We start from the raw sequence: 16,389 nt of genomic DNA, 5'->3' as shown, positions 1-16,389 counted from the left end.
ATGGCACAGTGGCTTTTTTTAGCTATTTTGTTGTGCATGACCCCCTGGTTGTGTCTATTTGCAGGTGGAAACTATTGGGTCAGAGTTCTTGATTTTGCTTTGTTATATGTGTTTTTGGCATTAGGTCTAAATATTGTCGTTGGATTTGCGGGATTGCTTGACCTAGGTTACATCGCTTTTTACGCTGTTGGAGCGTATTGTGCAGGATTATTAGCTTCCCCTCATCTACTCAATGCATTTGTGCACCTCAAAGAGGTGTTTCCTTTGGGTATTCATACTTCGTATTGGTTAATTTTGCCGATAGCTGCATTGATAGCTGGAGTATTTGGCATATTGTTAGGCACGCCCACACTTAAACTTCGAGGGGACTATTTGGCGATTGTTACTTTGGGTTTCGGAGAAATTATTCGTATTTTTCTAAATAACTTAGATCGCCCAATTAATTTAACAAATGGACCTAAAGGGATTAATGGTATTGATGCCGTAAATATGTTCGGTTTATATTTTGGGAAGAAGTGGAATATTGCTGGATTTACCATCCCATCAGTGATCCTTAATTATTATTTATTCTTAATTTTGGTCGTTGGGGTTGTGATCATTTGTGCCCGCCTACAAAACTCAAGGATTGGTCGAGCATGGGTCGCGATTCGTGAAGATGAAATTGCAGCCAAAGCAATGGGACTCAATACGCGTAACTTGAAACTCTTAGCATTTGCAATTGGCGCCTCCTTTGGCGGGATTTCAGGGGCATTATTTGCATCATTTCAGGGCTTTATCTCACCGGAATCATTCTCTTTATCGGAGTCAATCGTTGTCTTAGCCATGGTGGTTCTTGGCGGAATGGGGCATATACCCGGAGTTATTTTAGGAAGCTTATTACTTGCGGTATTTCCGGAGTTCCTGAGAGCCGTCTTAGTGCCACTACAAACGATGCTATTTGGGCATGTTGTGGTTGATGCTGAAATCATTCGTCAATTTTTATATGGATGTGCGCTTATCTTAATCATTCGGTATCGTCCTAATGGCTTATGGCCACAGATGAGAGTCTCCTGATGGCCTTATTAGAAATTACAGGCGTTAATAAACGATTCGGGGGTTTACAAGCCCTAAATGATGCTTATTTAACAGTTCCTAAAGGCTTGATTGTTGGGCTGATTGGACCCAATGGAGCAGGTAAAACCAGTTTTTTTAATGTGATGACAGGTTTATATCCTGCAGATTCAGGAGTTTTTAAGTTAAATGGCCAAATTTATAATCCAAGTGCTGTGGATGAAGTTTTAAAAGCAGGTATTGCTAGAACTTTTCAGAATATTCGGCTATTTAAAGAAATGACAGTTCTTGAAAATGTGATGGTAGGCCGACATGTGAGAACCACAGCCGGATTTTTCAGTACAATTTTTAAAACATCATCCCAAACCAAAGAAGAGAAACAAATTGTTGACGATGCTATGCGACTTCTAGCATATGTGGGGATTGAAAAAGAAGCATATCAAGTTTCAAAAAATCTCTCCTATGGATCTCAACGGCGTTTAGAAATCGCGCGTGCATTAGCAACGGAGCCTCTTCTATTAGCTTTAGATGAGCCTGCTGCAGGCATGAATCAAACGGAAAAAAAAGAATTACAACAACTCCTACAAAAAATCTGTGAGGATGGCACAACGATTTTGATGATTGAGCATGATGTTCGATTAGTGATGGGTATTTGTAGTGAAATCACAGTTCTTGATGAAGGACGAGTCATTGCGCAAGGTATACCCGAAATCGTAAGAAGAGACCCTGCGGTCATTGAGGCTTATTTAGGGTTAGCACATCATGGTTAGTGAGCATATTTTAGAAATCACCAATCTTGAAATCTCTTATGGGGGAATTAGGGCCGTAAAAGGTATTCATTTATATATTCAAGAGGGTGAGTTGGTCAGCTTAATTGGTTCTAATGGAGCAGGTAAAACAAGCACATTAAAAGCTATTTCAGGCTTATTGAAACCCAGTATGGGTAGTATCTTATTTCAAGGAAAGCTCAGCAACTATCAATCACACCAATTGGTCCAAGAAGGTCTTGCATTAGTTCCTGAGGGGCGCGGTATATTCACACGAATGACCGTTATGGAGAACTTGATGATGGGTGCTTATTTGCGAGATGACGAACTTATTGAGCAGGATCTCCAACAGATGTTTGAATATTTCCCTAGAATTTTAGAGCGTGCCCATCAGTTAGCAGGAACTCTATCTGGCGGAGAGCAACAAATGTTAGCGATTGCGCGCGCGCTCATGTCTAGACCTAAGTTACTGTTACTGGATGAGCCAACGATGGGACTATCTCCGTTGATGGTCGATAATATTTTTGAGGTCATTCGTAAAATATCTCAGCAAGGTATGACCATTTTACTCGTGGAACAAAATGCAAATATTGCTTTAGCAATGTCTGACCGAGCTTACGTAATGGAAAGTGGCGAAATAACCATCACTGGAACTGGCGAGGATCTTAGCCAAGATCCTCGAATTCATACAGCTTATTTGGGCGCTTGAGATAAAAAATCATCTAGCATCGAAATCATTTGATCGATTTCATCGCGACTAACGTTCAGAGCTGGCATAAATCTTAGTAAATTCGGACGAGGAGAGTTAATCAATAGTCCAGTAGGGTTATTGTTTCTTGCAGCTTCAACTAATTCTGGCCCAATATCACGCCCTAACTTAAGGGCACGCAATAATCCCTCACCCCTCTCACCATCCATCTGATACTTTTCTGAAAGCTGTAATAATTTTTCTTTGAGATAGTCACCTTTGGCTTGAACCTCTTCTAGGAAGCCGGGGGCAGTTAATTGTTGAATAACGCTGACACCCACCGCACACATCAATGGATTACCGTTATAAGTCCCACCTTGATCACCAGGCTCAAAGCAAGCAACCGCGTCAGTACACAAAAGTGCAGATAAAGGTACACCACCACCGATACCCTTACCTAAAGTCATGATATCTGGCTCAACATCGAAGAGTTGATGGGCAAATAATTTACCAGTACGGCCACAACCAGCTTGAACTTCATCAACAATTAATAAGATGCCTTTGTCGTTAGTTAGCTTGCGTAGCGCCTTCATAAATTCCTGGGTGGCTGGAATGACGCCTCCCTCACCTTGGACGGGCTCCAACATCACAGCAACAGTTTTTTCATTGATTAATTTTTCAACTGATGCCAAATCATTTAAATCAGCTTTTGGAAAACCATCTACTTGAGGGGCAAAAATAGTATCCCAACCTGGTTTACCTGAGGCGCTCATGGTTGCAATTGTTCGCCCATGAAAACTATGATCAAAAGTAATAATTTCATATGCTGAATTTTTATGGATCTTACCCCATTTACGCGCAAGCTTGATTGCCCCTTCATTGGCTTCCGCACCACTGTTTGCAAAAAAGACCTTATCAAAACAGCTGTTTGCAGTTAGAAGATCAGCGAGCTCAATCATCGGTGAGTTATAAAACGCTGGGCTTGGATTGATTACTTTGCGTGCTTGGGTATCCAAGGCTGCAATCATCCCAGGATTGCTATGACCTAAACAGTTCACCGCCCAGCCCTGCATAAAATCTAGATAGCGTTTACCGTTGTTATCCACCAACCAAGAGCCATTACCTGAAATCATTTCAATTTCAGGTCTTTTGGTGATGAACATGACTGAATGTGGATCGTGCATAGCGTTCTCGATAAATAAGTGAATGTTAAATTATTTTAAGTTTTAAAGATGACAAGATATTTTCAATTGGCAAGATCAGCCGCTGAGGTAAATGAATCTGCATAAAACTCATCTTCAGGAAGTTGGCATTTACTTATAAAGTCTCTTTGAGCAGAAGTAATGACGATGGGGGCACCACAGGCATAAACTTGATATCCACTCATATCTGGAAAGTCATCAACCGCTGCTTGATGAACAAATCCAGTTCTACCTTGCCAAGCATCTTCCGGTAGCGCATCTGAAATCACCGGAATATATTGAATATGAGGGTGCTCGTTGGCCCAAGTTAAACATTTTTCATGTTCGTATAAATCACTTGGACGGCGTCCGCCCCAATAAAGATAGATTGGCCTTGTCATTTTCTCATGTATGGTGTGCTCAATAATGGCTTGGATTGGGGCAAAACCAGTCCCAGATGCGATAAAAATCATCGGCTTATCAGATGCCTCTCTTAAAAAGAAACTGCCTAACGGGCCTTCAAATCGAAGAATATCTTTCACTTTCATGACGGCATTAGGATTAGCACCAAACACATGATCAGTAAATAAGCCACCAGGCATATGACGAATATGAAGCTCTATTGGGCCTTCCTCATGAGGAGGGGTGGCAATGGAATATGCTCTACGTTTACCATCTTTGAGTAAAAATTCAACGTATTGACCAGCGCGATACTGAAAACGCTCCGTAGAAGGAAGTTGCAGTTTTAAGACCATGACGTCACTTGCAACCTGCACTAAATCCGCTACTCGGCAAGGGATTTTTTTGATTGGAATCTCACCAGCTTCAATTTCTCGAGCTGAAACCAAACAGTCGCTTAAAGGGAAAGAACAGCATAGTAAAGCTACTTTACGTTGCTCCTCTTCTTCAGTGAGTGTGGATGCATTATGAGGACCCATACGGACTTCACCACCTAAAATCTTTCCTTTACAAGAGCCACATGCACCATTTTTACAGCCATAGGCTAGAATGATTCCAGCTTTTAGAGAAGCATCTAAAATGGTTTCATCTGGTTGAACAGAAAAGCTTTTGCCACTTGCTTGAAGGGTTACTACAAAACTTGCGCTAGAATCCAAAACACGTCCTTTCATAAAACATTTACTATTTATCATGTCTGTTACTTCATCCTCCATTGCAAATCAACCGAGAGTTCTGATCATAGGTTGTGGAGATGTTGGTATGAGATTACTTCCTATTTTAGTCAAAACTCACAAAGTATATGTATTAACCACTCAAGAGTCGAAAAAAAGCCTTTTAAGAAGCATGGGAGCCGTTCCCATTATTGGTAATTTAGATCAACGGCAAACCCTAAAAAAAATAGCACATTTAGCCCCATATGTGATTCATCTTGCGCCGCCAAATCAAGAAGGCCCAAAAGACCTGAGAACAAGAAACTTATTGCACACACTCTCCCGTGGAGGAAAAACACAACGTTTGATTTATGTCAGCACATCGGGCGTTTACGGAGACTGCAAAGGAGACTATGTTTCAGAAACAAGGACTTTAGCACCTACCAGTCCTCGGGGACAAAGAAGAATGGATGCTGAACAACAGTTACGAGCATGGGCAATTCATCATCAGGTTCAAGTGAGTATTCTGCGCGTACCGGGTATTTATGCCGGCAATCGCTTACCAATCGAACGATTAAAGGCCGGGACTCCTGCTTTAAAACATGATGAAGATGTATTTACAAACCATATACATGCAGATGATTTAGCGAGAGTCATTTTGTACGCCTTTTATCGCGGCTTACCTCAACGAGTTCTCAATGCGAGCGATTCGAGTTGGCTCAAAATGGGTGAGTACTTTGACTTGGTGGCCAAGACCTTTGCACTTCCTAGTTCAAAACGATTAACGTTTGAAGAGTTAAGAACACAAGTTAGTTCGCAACTGTTAAGTTTTATGAAGGAGTCTAGACGACTACAAAATGAGCGTTTAAAAGAATTAGGATTCCATTTCTTGTACCCAACGGTTGAAGATTTTCTAAAGCAACAAAAAGAGAAACAAGGCACTCTTTTTTAGATTATTTTTTCCATTGGTCTTTTAATCCAACTGCAAAGTTAAATACAGGTTGGTTCGACGTGTAATCAACGCGATCAGCGACAAAATAGCCATGTCTTTCAAATTGAAAGCGCTGTTCTGCATTAGCAAGAGCGAGACTAGGCTCAACAAAAGCCTTTAAGATTTTTTTTGAGTCTTGGTTAAGTAGGGTTAAAAAATCTTTATCGCCACTTGCTGGGTTTGGATCTGTAAAGAGTCGGTCATACATACGGATTTCCGCTTGAATCGCATGACTCACACTAACCCAATGAATATTTCCTTTGACTTTATAGTCCGCTGAGCCTGGTGTGCCGCTTTTGCTATCGGGAAAATATTTAACGCGAACGGCGATTGGATTGCCTTGCTCATCAGTATCAAAGCCCGTACATTCAACCACAAAACCGTAACGTAATCTGACTCGATTACCCGGTTGTCCATCTTTAGGGGGATACAACCTGAAGAAACCTTTCACGGGCTCCATCATGAAGTCATCTGATTCAATCCAAAGTTCTTTCGTGAGCGCGAATTCACGACGTCCCCAATCCTCATGATGAGGGTGCTTGGGCGCAGAGCACCATTCCAAATCACCCTCAAAGTTTTCAATAATCAGTTTAAGGGGAGATAAAACAGCAGTACCTCTTTCAACTTTAGGATCTAAATCATCTCTGAGGGATTGTTCTAAAACACTCATATCGATCCAACTATCTGCCTTGGAGACACCAATTCGTTCACAAAACAGCTGTAAAGATTCAGGGGTATAGCCTCTTCTTCGAAGCCCAACAATCGTCGGCATACGAGGGTCATCCCAGCCATCAACATAATTTTCTTGAACAAGTTGCAGTAATTTACGCTTACTCGTTAACGTATAGGTTAAATTTAACCTAGCGAATTCATATTGATGTGGCAGAGGTGACTTGAGAGCCCCAGTAGATTCAAGTTCATGAAGGATCCACTCATATAAAGGACGATTATTCTCAAACTCCAAGGTACAAATAGAATGAGTAATATTTTCCAGCGCATCAGAAATACAGTGCGTAAAGTCATATAGCGGATAGATGCACCAGGTATTGCCCGTGCGATGGTGGTGTGCGTGTCGAATACGATAAATAACGGGATCACGCATCACCAGGTTTGGGTGAGTCATATCAATCTTTAAGCGCAGAACGTGTTCACCATCAGCAAATTTATCAGCGCGCATATCCCTAAAGAGGGTTAAGTTTTCCGCAATACTTCGATTTCTAAAGGGGCTATCTTTACCGGCTTGCTGAAAGTTACCTCGATTGATTTGGATATCTTCCGCACTTTGACTATCCACATACGCTTTTCCAGCAGAAATTAATGTTTCTGCGAATGAATACAGGGTTTCAAAGTAATCACTAGCATAAAACTGGTAGGATTTACCCGAGTGATGCCAATCAAATCCAAGCCACTGCACTGCGTCCAGAATACTATCGACGTATTCGGTTTCTTCTTTTGCAGGATTTGTGTCATCAAACCGCATGTGACATCTCGCACCATTTGCTAAATGGGAGTAATCCTTAGCGAGACCGAAGTTCAGGCAGATGCTTTTTGCGTGACCAATGTGCAAATAGCCATTTGGCTCAGGTGGAAACCTAGTAATGACAGAAGGTAGGCTATTGCCACTGCTATCTAGACGATGAGCATAAGTGCCATTGGCACAGTCGTGATCAATAATCTGCCGTAAAAAGTTAGAAACCTCGGTATTTGCCGAGGTTTCTGGGGAGTGTTTTATTTCTTTAGACATAGACACATATTGTAATGTGCCTTGAGGAACTTACATCATTCTTCTACGAAAGCTTCTTCACGCGTCTTCTTAAATGCAGGGAGTAACACGATTACCACTAAGAAAGCAGCAGCAGCTAAGAGCGATGCTGAAAGTGGGCGTGTAACGAATACAGAGTAATCTCCACGTGACAATAAGAGAGCACGGCGGAAGTTTTCTTCCATCATAGGTCCTAAAACGAAACCTAACAATAATGGAGGGGCTTCACACTTAAACTTCATGAAAATATATCCAAGAATACCGAAACCAGCAGTCAAGTAGATATCGAATACTGTGTTGTTCACAGAGTAAACACCAATACAGCAGAATACTAAGATCGCTGGATAGAGGTGTCTGTATGGGATTGTTAACAACTTAACCCAAACACCAATCATTGGCAAGTTCAAAATAATCAACATTAAGTTACCAATCCACATTGAGGCGATCAGTCCCCAGAAGAGAGCTGGATTGCTTGTCATCACCTGTGGACCAGGTTGAATATTATGAATCGTCATTGCACCAACCATCAACGCCATCACAGCGTTTGGCGGAATACCTAAAGTTAATAGTGGGATAAAGGATGTTTGAGCAGCAGCATTATTTGCACTTTCAGGAGCAGCAACGCCCTCAATAGCACCTTTACCAAACTCATGACCATACTTGGATACTTTTTTCTCTAAAGAGTAAGCTCCGAAAGCAGCAAGAGCGGCACCACCACCTGGCAGAATACCTAAAACAGAACCCAATGCTGTTCCACGTAAGATTGGCATGACCATCCGCTTAAAGTCTGCTTTGGTAGGCCATAAATTAGTAACTTTATCCAAGAACGTTTCACGGTTTTCTTTTTGCTCAAGGTTTGCCATAATCTCAGCAAATCCAAACACACCCATCGCCACAGCAACGAAGCCTAAACCGTCGGTCAATTGAGGAACATCAAAAGCATAACGTGACGTACCAGAGTTAACGTCAGTTCCAACGAGACCTAATAAAAGACCAAGAATGATCATGGCAATTGCCTTGATCAAAGATCCAGAAGCTAAAACTACAGCACCAATTAAGCCCAATACCATTAATGAGAAATATTCAGCAGGACCGAATTTGAAAGCTAACTCTGATAATGGTGCAGCAAAAGCGGCTAAAACTAAAGTGGCTACACAGCCTGCAAAGAATGATCCCATACCAGCAGTAAATAAAGCTACACCTGCTCGACCGTTTCTAGCCATCTTATAGCCGTCAATCGCTGTAACGACCGAAGAAGACTCGCCCGGGATATTAATCAAAATAGCCGTTGTTGAACCACCATATTGTGCGCCGTAGTAAATACCGGCAAGCATAATTAATGCGGCAATTGGGGGGAGGGCGTAAGTTGCTGGAAGCAACATCGCAATGGTAGCAATTGGCCCAAGTCCAGGTAAAACTCCAATAAGAGTTCCAAGAACGCAACCAATAAAGCAATAGGCTAAATTTTGCAGAGTAAAGGCTGTAGCAAAGCCTAGGGAGAGATTACTTAACAGATCCATTTGAGAGTTCTTTCTTTAATAGGTATATGTTTGAATGGATAGAGAAATTAGCCGACTAAGAATGGAGGCCATACAGGGAATTGAAGTTTGAGACCCCAAACAAAAGCTCCGTAGCAAATTGCAATCAAAATCAGTGAACTCAGTAAAGTTTGCTTCCAATTAAATTCATGACTAGCTAAAGCAGAGAAAAATACTAAGATGATGATGGACAAAATTAATCCGAGGTATTGAAGAATTACAGCGAATAAAACAACAGCACCAGTTATCCAAAGTAGGGTTTTCCAATCCCACTTTTCAAGTGCATGTTCTTCACTGTTAGTAGCTAAAGACTTCGCTAAAATAACTAAACCAAGCAAACCAAGAAGTACGCCCAACCAAAATGGAAAGTAGCCTGATCCCATTTTTGCCGCCGTTCCCATTTGGTAGCCACGAGCAAGTATTGCGAAAAATGCTCCAAATGCGATAAACATTAAGCCTGAGGCAAAATCTTTTTTATCTTTTATTCTCAATTCCAACTCCTAAATAATAGTTTTAATAATGATGTGTGATTGTAAGTTTAATCTCGCAGATACACCCTAAGGGTTTCCCCTTAGTACCCAGATTAAACCACATATATAGTATGAGTTTTTGGCAATTCGCACCAAAATGAGATAATACACTTTATGAAAGTAAATGAAATTAGACAAAGCTTTTTGGATTTCTTTGAATCCAAGGGTCATCAAATCGTTACCTCAAGTCCAGTTGTTCCTGGAGATGATCCGACATTGTTGTTTACCAATGCCGGAATGAATCAATTCAAGGACGTCTTCTTAGGGTTTGATAAAAGGCCTTATACAAGGGCCACCACCGCTCAAAAATGTATTCGTGCAGGTGGCAAACACAATGATTTGGATAATGTTGGCTACACAGCTAGACACCATACTTTTTTTGAAATGTTGGGCAACTTTTCTTTTGGTGACTATTTCAAAGAAGATGCTATTCAGTTTGCTTGGGAATTGCTAACCGAAGTTTTCAAACTCCCGAAAGATAAGTTATTAGTTACCGTTTATCAAGATGATGACGAAGCATACGATATCTGGACAAAAAAAATGGGTGTGCCACCAGAGCGTGTAGTTCGAATCGGCGATAACAAAGGATCTCGATACGCATCAGATAATTTTTGGATGATGGGTGATACGGGACCGTGTGGGCCGTGTACTGAGATTTTTTACGATCATGGCGAAAATATTCCTGGCGGGCCTCCAGGTAGTCCTGATGAAGATGGTGATCGCTTTATCGAGATTTGGAACAATGTATTCATGCAATTTAATCGCGATGAACATGGCGTGATGCACCCATTGCCGAAGAAAAGCGTTGATACAGGTATGGGCTTGGAGAGAATCTCTGCCGTTTTGCAGCACGTGCACTCCAATTATGAAATTGATTTATTTGTTAACTTGATTGCTGCAGCTAAGTTGAATGTTGAATCATCTGGTGGTCAAGATGTTGATATAGCGAGTCCTTCATTAAGGGTCATTGCAGATCATATTCGTGCATGTAGTTTTACCGTACTTGACGGAGTCATTCCTGGAAACGCTGGCAGGGGATATGTTCTTAGAAGAATCACGCGTCGTGCTATACGTCATGGCTATAAGCTTGGCGCACGAACTCCATTCTTCTATCGTCTTGTGTCTGCATTAGCAAAAGAGATGGGGCAGGCATATCCTGATTTGTTAGCTCAGCAAGACAAAATTACAGAAATCATCAAACAAGAAGAAGAGCGTTTTTTCCAAACCATTGCCAATGGTATGGAAATTTTGGAACAAGCTTTATCAGAGTTAGGCACAAACTCTTTGAGTAACTCATTAGACGGCGCGATTGCCTTCAAACTGCATGATACCTTTGGATTCCCTCTCGATTTAACAGCGGATGTGTGTAGAGAAAGAAATCTTCAAGTAGATGAAGCTGGCTTTGATGTGGCAATGAATCAACAACGAAGCCTAGCTAGAGCCGCTGGAAAATTTAAAATGGCACAGGGATTGGAATATAAGGGCATCCCTACCGAGTTTTTGGGTTATGACCAATTGTCCATCGAAAAGGCAACCGTTCAAGCCATCTATATTGACGGCTCACAAGTAACTGAATTAAAGAGTGGAGAAGACGCTGTCATTGTTCTCGATCAAACGCCATTTTACGCGGAGTCTGGTGGACAAATTGGTGATCAAGGGGAGTTAAGAAATCCTTCAGCACTGTTCCAGGTTGACGATACGATGAAAATTCAGGCGGATGTATTTGGTCATCAAGGCCGATTACTGGAGGGCACACTCAAGCTTGGCGATGCACTTCATCCCAAAGTAGATCAAACAGCGCGTGTTGCAACCACGCGCAATCATAGTGCTACGCATCTCATGCATAAAGCATTACGGGAAGTTTTAGGAGCGCATGTTCAGCAAAAAGGTTCTTTGGTCGATACTGAAAAAACACGTTTTGACTTTACTCATAATGTGCCCGTTACTCGTGATGAAATAGTCAGAATTGAGCAAATCGTCAATGCAGAGATTTTGTTAAATGCTGCTAGCTCTGCCAAATCAATGAGCATTGATGATGCGCAAAAAACAGGTGCCATGATGTTGTTCGGGGAAAAGTATGGCGATGTGGTCCGCGTTCTACAGATTGGTAGCTCAAAAGAATTATGTGGTGGTACGCACGTCGATCGTACAGGGGATATTGGTTTATTTAAGATTGTTTCTGAGAGTGGTGTGGCAGCAGGCATCAGGCGGATTGAAGCTATTACTGGTGAAAACGCACTCAACAGAATGCAAAAAATAGATCAACAAATTCTTCAAATTGCCGGGTCTTTAAAAACCCACCCTGAAGAAGTGCAACATCGTATTGAACAGTTGCAAGAGCACGTCAAGCTGTTAGAAAAAGATCTTGAGCGCTTTAAATCGAAGATGGCTGCGAGTCAGGGTGAAGAACTACTTTCACAAGTAGTTTCCATCAACAAGGTGAGTACCTTGGTCGCAAAACTAGACGGCTTAGATGTTAAGGCGTTGCGTGAAACTCTAGATCAAATTAAAAATAAGATTCATTCAGGAGTTGTAGTGCTAGCAACGGTTCAGGATGACAAGGTACAAATTGTTGCTGGTGTAACTCAAGACTTAATTCATAAAGTAAAAGCTGGCGATTTAGTGAATCATGTTGCTACGCAAGTTGGCGGTAAGGGCGGTGGTAAGCCGGATATGGCAATGGCAGGCGGTAATCAGCCCCAGCAATTACCAAAAGCATTAGCAAGTGTTGAGGAATGGTTAAAGGAGCGCTTATGATCCCTGGACAAATCGATAAAGAGTTAGACTGCATGGGCATGATTTGCCCTTTGCCTGTACTTCGTACTAAGAAGGCATTAGCCGATATGCAAACGGGTCAAGTATTAAAAGTAGTCGCGAATGATCGTGGCGCAGAACAGGATATTCCGATGTTTGCAAAACAAACAGGTAATGAGTTGCTTGCTTCAGAAAAGCAGGAAGAAATCTTTACTTTTTATTTAAAGCGTCGCTAAAGTGTTAACGATTTTTTAAAAAGTAGGCAAAATCAGCGCCAACTTCAGGATGATTTAAAGCAAACTCAACGGTTGCCTTTAAGTAACCTAACTTACTACCGCAGTCATAGCGAATACCTTCATATTCATAAGCTAATACTTGTTCTTTTTGGATTAAAGACTGTATCGCATCCGTTAACTGATATTCACCACCAGCGCCTGGAGATAAATTTCTAATATGACTAAAAATATTTGCGGTCAAGACATACCTTCCAACGACACCCATGTTTGAAGGAGCATTTTCTGGGGCAGGTTTTTCTACGATGCTACTGAGTTTATAGATATTTTCATCCCATTTTTTACCTTCAATCACCCCATAAGATCGACTTTGTTCTTTAGCAATTTCTTCGACGCCAATAATCGAGCAACGATAGTGATTAAATAATTGGATCATTTGATCCATGACCGGTTGTTTACCCGTTAATAAATCATCTGCCAAAATGACGGCAAAAGGATCATCACCAACTAACTTTTCAGCACATAAAATTGCATGACCTAAACCAAGGGCTTCTGCTTGTCTGACATAAACACAATCAACATGACTTGGTTTGATGTTTTGCACAATCTCTAGTAAATCTTTTTTATTTTTTTGCTCGAGTTCGTTTTCTAACTCATAAGCTTTATCGAAATGGTCTTCAATCGCTCTTTTGGATCGTCCAGTGACGAAAATAAGTTCAGTAATGCCAGCTGCGATTGCTTCTTCAACCGCATATTGAATCAACGGTTTATCAACAACCGTTAACATTTCTTTCGGCATCGCCTTAGTAGCTGGTAAAAAACGGGTACCTAAACCGGCGACAGGAAAGACTGCTTTAAAGACATTAGTTTTCATATTATTTTGATTTTAGGAGGATTGAAGACGTTCTAATTGAAGGCGTAGCTTTTCTATAAGGATATTAAAATCATGTAAGCGTTGCTGTTCTTGTGCGACAACTTCTGGAGGGGCCCGATCCACAAAGCTCTGATTACTTAGCTTGGCGTTGGCTTTTCCTATTTCTGATTCTAAACGAGAAATTTCTTTTCCAAGCCTAATTTTTTCTGCCGCAATATCAACTTCAACCTCTAGTAACAAACGGTGGTTGTTGATGATGACTACTGGAGCATGTGAAGCTTTTTCATCAATCAAAGCTCCCGTTGAGTCGAATACGACATTGGAGAGTTTTGCCAAACTTAAAAGATATGGAGTGTAGGCCTTCAGCTGCTCTTCATTGCCTTGAACAATCAAGGGTACTTTGGTGGCTGGTGAGATTTGCATTTCACCCCGCAGGTTTCTGCAAGCGTCGACGAGCTGTTTTAGTTCTTTCACCCACTGTTCACTGGTCTCGTCAATTTTCTCCAACTGAGCCTTGGGGTATGGTTGCAGTGCAATCGATTGTTGTGGACAAAGGGCTAAATCTTTACCCGATTTTGGCGCTACGGTTTGCCAAAGTTCTTCAGTAATAAATGGAATCAATGGATGAGCTAGGCGCAAAATTGTCTCTAAAACACGCAGTAATGTTCTACGAGTGCCACGTTGATTCGCTGCAGAGCCATGTTGGAGTTGTACTTTTGCTAGTTCTAAGTACCAATCGCAATATTCGTCCCAAACAAATTGATAGAGAGAGGCGGCTATTAAATCAAAACGATACTCTTCAAAGCCGCGCTGGATATCTGCTTCAACTCTTTGCAACTCAGACACAATCCAACGATCCGCAGGAGAGAAGTGAAGATATCCATCAGGACCACAATCACCGATGCATGGGGCGAAACCATTTTCTTCTAGACCATCAGGGCAATTCATCAGAACAAAGCGGGTAGCATTCCATAATTTGTTACAGAAATTCCGATAACCCTCACAGCGCTTTTGATCAAAATTGATGTTTCTGCCTAAGGTCGCCATGGAGGCAAAGGTAAATCGCAAAGCATCTGTACCAAATGGAGGAATCCCTTCCGGAAATTCTTTTTTTGTTTTTTTTGTAATGGATTCAGCTTGCTTGGGGTTCATGAGCCCTTGAGTCCGTTTTTTCAATAACTCCTCAAGGGTAATACCATCAATGAGATCTAATGGGTCCAAGGTATTGCCCTTAGACTTACTCATTTTTTGACCCTCTGAGTCACGGACTAAGCCATGAACATAGACTTTCTTGAAGGGCACCTTGCCCGTAAAGTGGCAAGTCATCATCACCATTCGGGCTACCCAAAAGAAGATGATGTCAAAACCAGTCACTAATACTGTGGAAGGTAAAAAATGATCCAATAATTCAGTTTTTTTAGGCCACCCTAATGAAGAAAAAGGAACCAGTGCAGAGCTAAACCAAGTGTCAAGAACGTCCGGGTCTCTTACTAATTTGCCCGTGTATGATTCTAGCTTCGCTTTTTCTTGAGCCTCTTCTAAAGATCTAGCCACAATAAAAGAGCCATCCTCTTTGTACCATGCTGGTATTTGATGGCCCCACCATAATTGCCTTGAAATACACCAATCTTGAATATTTTCCAACCAACCACTATAGGTACTATTCCAGTTTTCAGGAACTAAAGCAATGTCACCATTCTTCACAGCTGCAAGAGCAGCACTTGCAATGGATTCACCCGGCATATATTGATTATCAGGGGATGGTTTTGACATCGCTACAAACCATTGGTCAGTTAACATTGGTTCAATGACACTTTGTGTACGATCACCACGAGGCACCATTAAAGTATGGGGTACTACAGCCTTTAAAAGTCCTGCATCCTCTAAGTCAGAGACAATTTTTTTACGAGCATCAAAACGATCAAGACCCCTGTAGGCCTGAGGAGCTTCATTATTGATTTTTGCATCTAAGGTCAAAATATTGATCAGTGGTAATTGATGGCGATTACCAACAGCGTAGTCATTAAAGTCATGTGCGGGAGTTACTTTGACCACCCCCGTACCAAAACTCATGTCCACATAATCATCGGCAATGATGGGAATAGTTCTATTGCATAAGGGCAACATCACCTTTTTGCCAATCAAATGTTGATACCTCTCATCATCAGGATGAACCATAACAGCCACATCGCCTAGCATCGTTTCTGGCCTTGTTGTGGCAACAGTCAGACTGCCTGACCCATCTTCTAGCGGGTACTGTATTTGCCACATAAAACCTTGCTCTTCAACACTTTCAACTTCAAGGTCGGAGACTGCAGTGCCTAAGACTGGATCCCAATTAACTAATCTTTTGCCACGATAAATGAGCCCTTGCTCATGAAGAGTGACAAAAACCTCGATGACAGCTTCAGACATCGCCGGATTCATGGTGAAATATTCATGATTCCAGTCGATGGATGCACCCATGCGCCTAATTTGGCCTGTAATGGTTGAGCCTGACTCCTCTTTCCACTCCCAAACTTTCTCAAGGAACTTTTCACGTCCTAAATCATGGCGAGATATTTTTTGGGCATCTAATTGACGTTCAACTACGATTTGGGTCGCAATCCCAGCGTGATCCGTTCCTGGAACCCAAAGGGTATTTTTCCCCTGCATGCGGGCATGCCTAGTAAGGCCATCCATAATGGTTTGGTTAAAAGCGTGCCCCATATGCAAAGTACCTGTAACATTAGGGGGTGGCAGTTGGATACAAAAATTATCTCGGTCAGCTTGAATATCAACTGCACCGATATTTTTTTGTGCCCAGATTTTTAAAAGGCTTTCTTCAACCTGATGGGGTTCAAAAGCTTTTGCTAAATCAGCGGTTGGTTGCTGAGAACTATTAGGACTTGTATTTTCATTTATAGACATAT

At 41.6% G+C, this 16,389-nt stretch carries 13 protein-coding genes; 6 read left to right on the top strand and 7 right to left on the bottom strand.

The annotated features are described in order from the left end of the window. From QMN06_RS10215 to QMN06_RS10205, 3 genes are read left to right on the top strand one after another with little or no spacing between them, the layout of a single operon-like run. A complete protein-coding gene (locus QMN06_RS10215; protein WP_281971768.1) occupies nt 1-1,053 on the top strand; it encodes an ABC transporter ATP-binding protein in 1,053 nt (350 codons plus the stop codon). Then, nucleotides 1,053-1,820, top strand: a complete 768-nt coding sequence (locus tag QMN06_RS10210; RefSeq protein ID WP_281970017.1) for an ABC transporter ATP-binding protein — start codon at nt 1,053-1,055, stop codon at nt 1,818-1,820. Before QMN06_RS10215 ends, QMN06_RS10210 begins: the two co-directional genes overlap by 1 nt. Continuing rightward, on the top strand, nt 1,813-2,526 hold the full coding sequence (locus tag QMN06_RS10205) for an ABC transporter ATP-binding protein (RefSeq protein ID WP_281970016.1): 714 nt from the start codon (nt 1,813-1,815) through the stop codon (nt 2,524-2,526). The genes QMN06_RS10210 and QMN06_RS10205 overlap by 8 nt, the downstream gene beginning before the upstream one ends. Here the strand turns inward: QMN06_RS10205 and QMN06_RS10200 are convergent. Continuing rightward, nucleotides 2,511-3,689 (bottom strand): acetylornithine transaminase, encoded by a 1,179-nt coding sequence (locus QMN06_RS10200; RefSeq protein WP_281970015.1) that lies wholly within the window; start codon nt 3,687-3,689, stop codon nt 2,511-2,513. The genes QMN06_RS10205 and QMN06_RS10200 overlap by 16 nt on opposite strands. A gap of 62 nt (nt 3,690-3,751) precedes the next feature. Further along, complete coding sequence (locus QMN06_RS10195) at nt 3,752-4,816, bottom strand: CDP-6-deoxy-delta-3,4-glucoseen reductase (protein ID WP_281970014.1); 1,065 nt, start codon at nt 4,814-4,816, stop codon at nt 3,752-3,754. 19 nt (nt 4,817-4,835) lie between these two features. Here QMN06_RS10195 and QMN06_RS10190 point away from each other — a divergent pair, with 19 nt between their 5' ends. After that, nucleotides 4,836-5,747, top strand: a complete 912-nt coding sequence (locus tag QMN06_RS10190; protein WP_281970013.1) for an SDR family oxidoreductase — start codon at nt 4,836-4,838, stop codon at nt 5,745-5,747. Between the two features lies 1 nt (nt 5,748). Here QMN06_RS10190 and QMN06_RS10185 read toward each other — a convergent pair whose 3' ends face one another. The 3 genes from QMN06_RS10185 to QMN06_RS10175 are packed head-to-tail and all read right to left on the bottom strand — an operon-like array spanning nt 5,749 to nt 9,577. After that, nucleotides 5,749-7,530, bottom strand: a complete 1,782-nt coding sequence (locus tag QMN06_RS10185) for a glutamine--tRNA ligase/YqeY domain fusion protein (protein WP_281970012.1) — start codon at nt 7,528-7,530, stop codon at nt 5,749-5,751. Nucleotides 7,531-7,565: 35 nt separating this feature from the next. Then, nucleotides 7,566-9,068 carry a tripartite tricarboxylate transporter permease gene (locus QMN06_RS10180; RefSeq protein ID WP_281970011.1) on the bottom strand — a complete coding sequence of 501 codons (1,503 nt, stop codon included), beginning with the start codon at nt 9,066-9,068 and terminating at the stop codon, nt 7,566-7,568. A 47-nt stretch (nt 9,069-9,115) separates the two neighbouring features. Continuing rightward, nucleotides 9,116-9,577, bottom strand: coding sequence for a tripartite tricarboxylate transporter TctB family protein (locus tag QMN06_RS10175; RefSeq protein ID WP_281970010.1), 462 nt, complete (start codon nt 9,575-9,577; stop codon nt 9,116-9,118). Between the two features lie 153 nt (nt 9,578-9,730). On the opposite strand from QMN06_RS10175, the gene alaS reads away from it, so the two are divergent. Continuing rightward, entirely contained in the window at nt 9,731-12,373 is a 2,643-nt protein-coding gene (gene alaS / locus QMN06_RS10170; RefSeq protein WP_281970009.1) for an alanine--tRNA ligase, read from the top strand. Beyond that, on the top strand, nt 12,370-12,606 hold the full coding sequence (locus tag QMN06_RS10165; RefSeq protein ID WP_281970008.1) for a sulfurtransferase TusA family protein: 237 nt from the start codon (nt 12,370-12,372) through the stop codon (nt 12,604-12,606). Before alaS ends, QMN06_RS10165 begins: the two co-directional genes overlap by 4 nt. A gap of 4 nt (nt 12,607-12,610) precedes the next feature. On the opposite strand, the gene galU is transcribed toward QMN06_RS10165, so the two are convergent. After that, entirely contained in the window at nt 12,611-13,477 is an 867-nt protein-coding gene (gene galU / locus QMN06_RS10160; RefSeq protein WP_281970007.1) for a UTP--glucose-1-phosphate uridylyltransferase GalU, read from the bottom strand. 12 nt (nt 13,478-13,489) lie between these two features. Further along, entirely contained in the window at nt 13,490-16,387 is a 2,898-nt protein-coding gene (locus QMN06_RS10155) for a valine--tRNA ligase (protein ID WP_281970006.1), read from the bottom strand. Nucleotides 16,388-16,389 lie beyond the last annotated feature (2 nt).

This window comes from Polynucleobacter sp. SHI8, assembly GCF_027944005.1.
In the GTDB taxonomy this organism is placed as follows: Bacteria; Pseudomonadota; Gammaproteobacteria; order Burkholderiales; family Burkholderiaceae; genus Polynucleobacter.
Note: the sequence above shows the minus strand (reverse complement) of the source record. Positions and strands in the feature narration are given on the sequence as shown.

Bases quoted from the DNA above. Each gene is read 5' to 3' on its own strand.
- QMN06_RS10215 (WP_281971768.1), top strand. From the start codon at position 1: ATGGCACAGTGGCTTTTTTTAGCTATTTTGTTGTGCATGACCCCCTGG.
- QMN06_RS10210 (WP_281970017.1), top strand. From the start codon at position 1,053: ATGGCCTTATTAGAAATTACAGGCGTTAATAAACGATTCGGGGGTTTA.
- QMN06_RS10205 (WP_281970016.1), top strand. From the start codon at position 1,813: ATGGTTAGTGAGCATATTTTAGAAATCACCAATCTTGAAATCTCTTAT.
- QMN06_RS10200 (WP_281970015.1), bottom strand. From the start codon at position 3,689: ATGCACGATCCACATTCAGTCATGTTCATCACCAAAAGACCTGAAATT.
- QMN06_RS10195 (WP_281970014.1), bottom strand. From the start codon at position 4,816: ATGAAAGGACGTGTTTTGGATTCTAGCGCAAGTTTTGTAGTAACCCTT.
- QMN06_RS10190 (WP_281970013.1), top strand. From the start codon at position 4,836: ATGTCTGTTACTTCATCCTCCATTGCAAATCAACCGAGAGTTCTGATC.
- QMN06_RS10185 (WP_281970012.1), bottom strand. From the start codon at position 7,530: ATGTCTAAAGAAATAAAACACTCCCCAGAAACCTCGGCAAATACCGAG.
- QMN06_RS10180 (WP_281970011.1), bottom strand. From the start codon at position 9,068: ATGGATCTGTTAAGTAATCTCTCCCTAGGCTTTGCTACAGCCTTTACT.
- alaS (WP_281970009.1), top strand. From the start codon at position 9,731: ATGAAAGTAAATGAAATTAGACAAAGCTTTTTGGATTTCTTTGAATCC.
- QMN06_RS10165 (WP_281970008.1), top strand. From the start codon at position 12,370: ATGATCCCTGGACAAATCGATAAAGAGTTAGACTGCATGGGCATGATT.
- galU (WP_281970007.1), bottom strand. From the start codon at position 13,477: ATGAAAACTAATGTCTTTAAAGCAGTCTTTCCTGTCGCCGGTTTAGGT.
- QMN06_RS10155 (WP_281970006.1), bottom strand. From the start codon at position 16,387: ATGTCTATAAATGAAAATACAAGTCCTAATAGTTCTCAGCAACCAACC.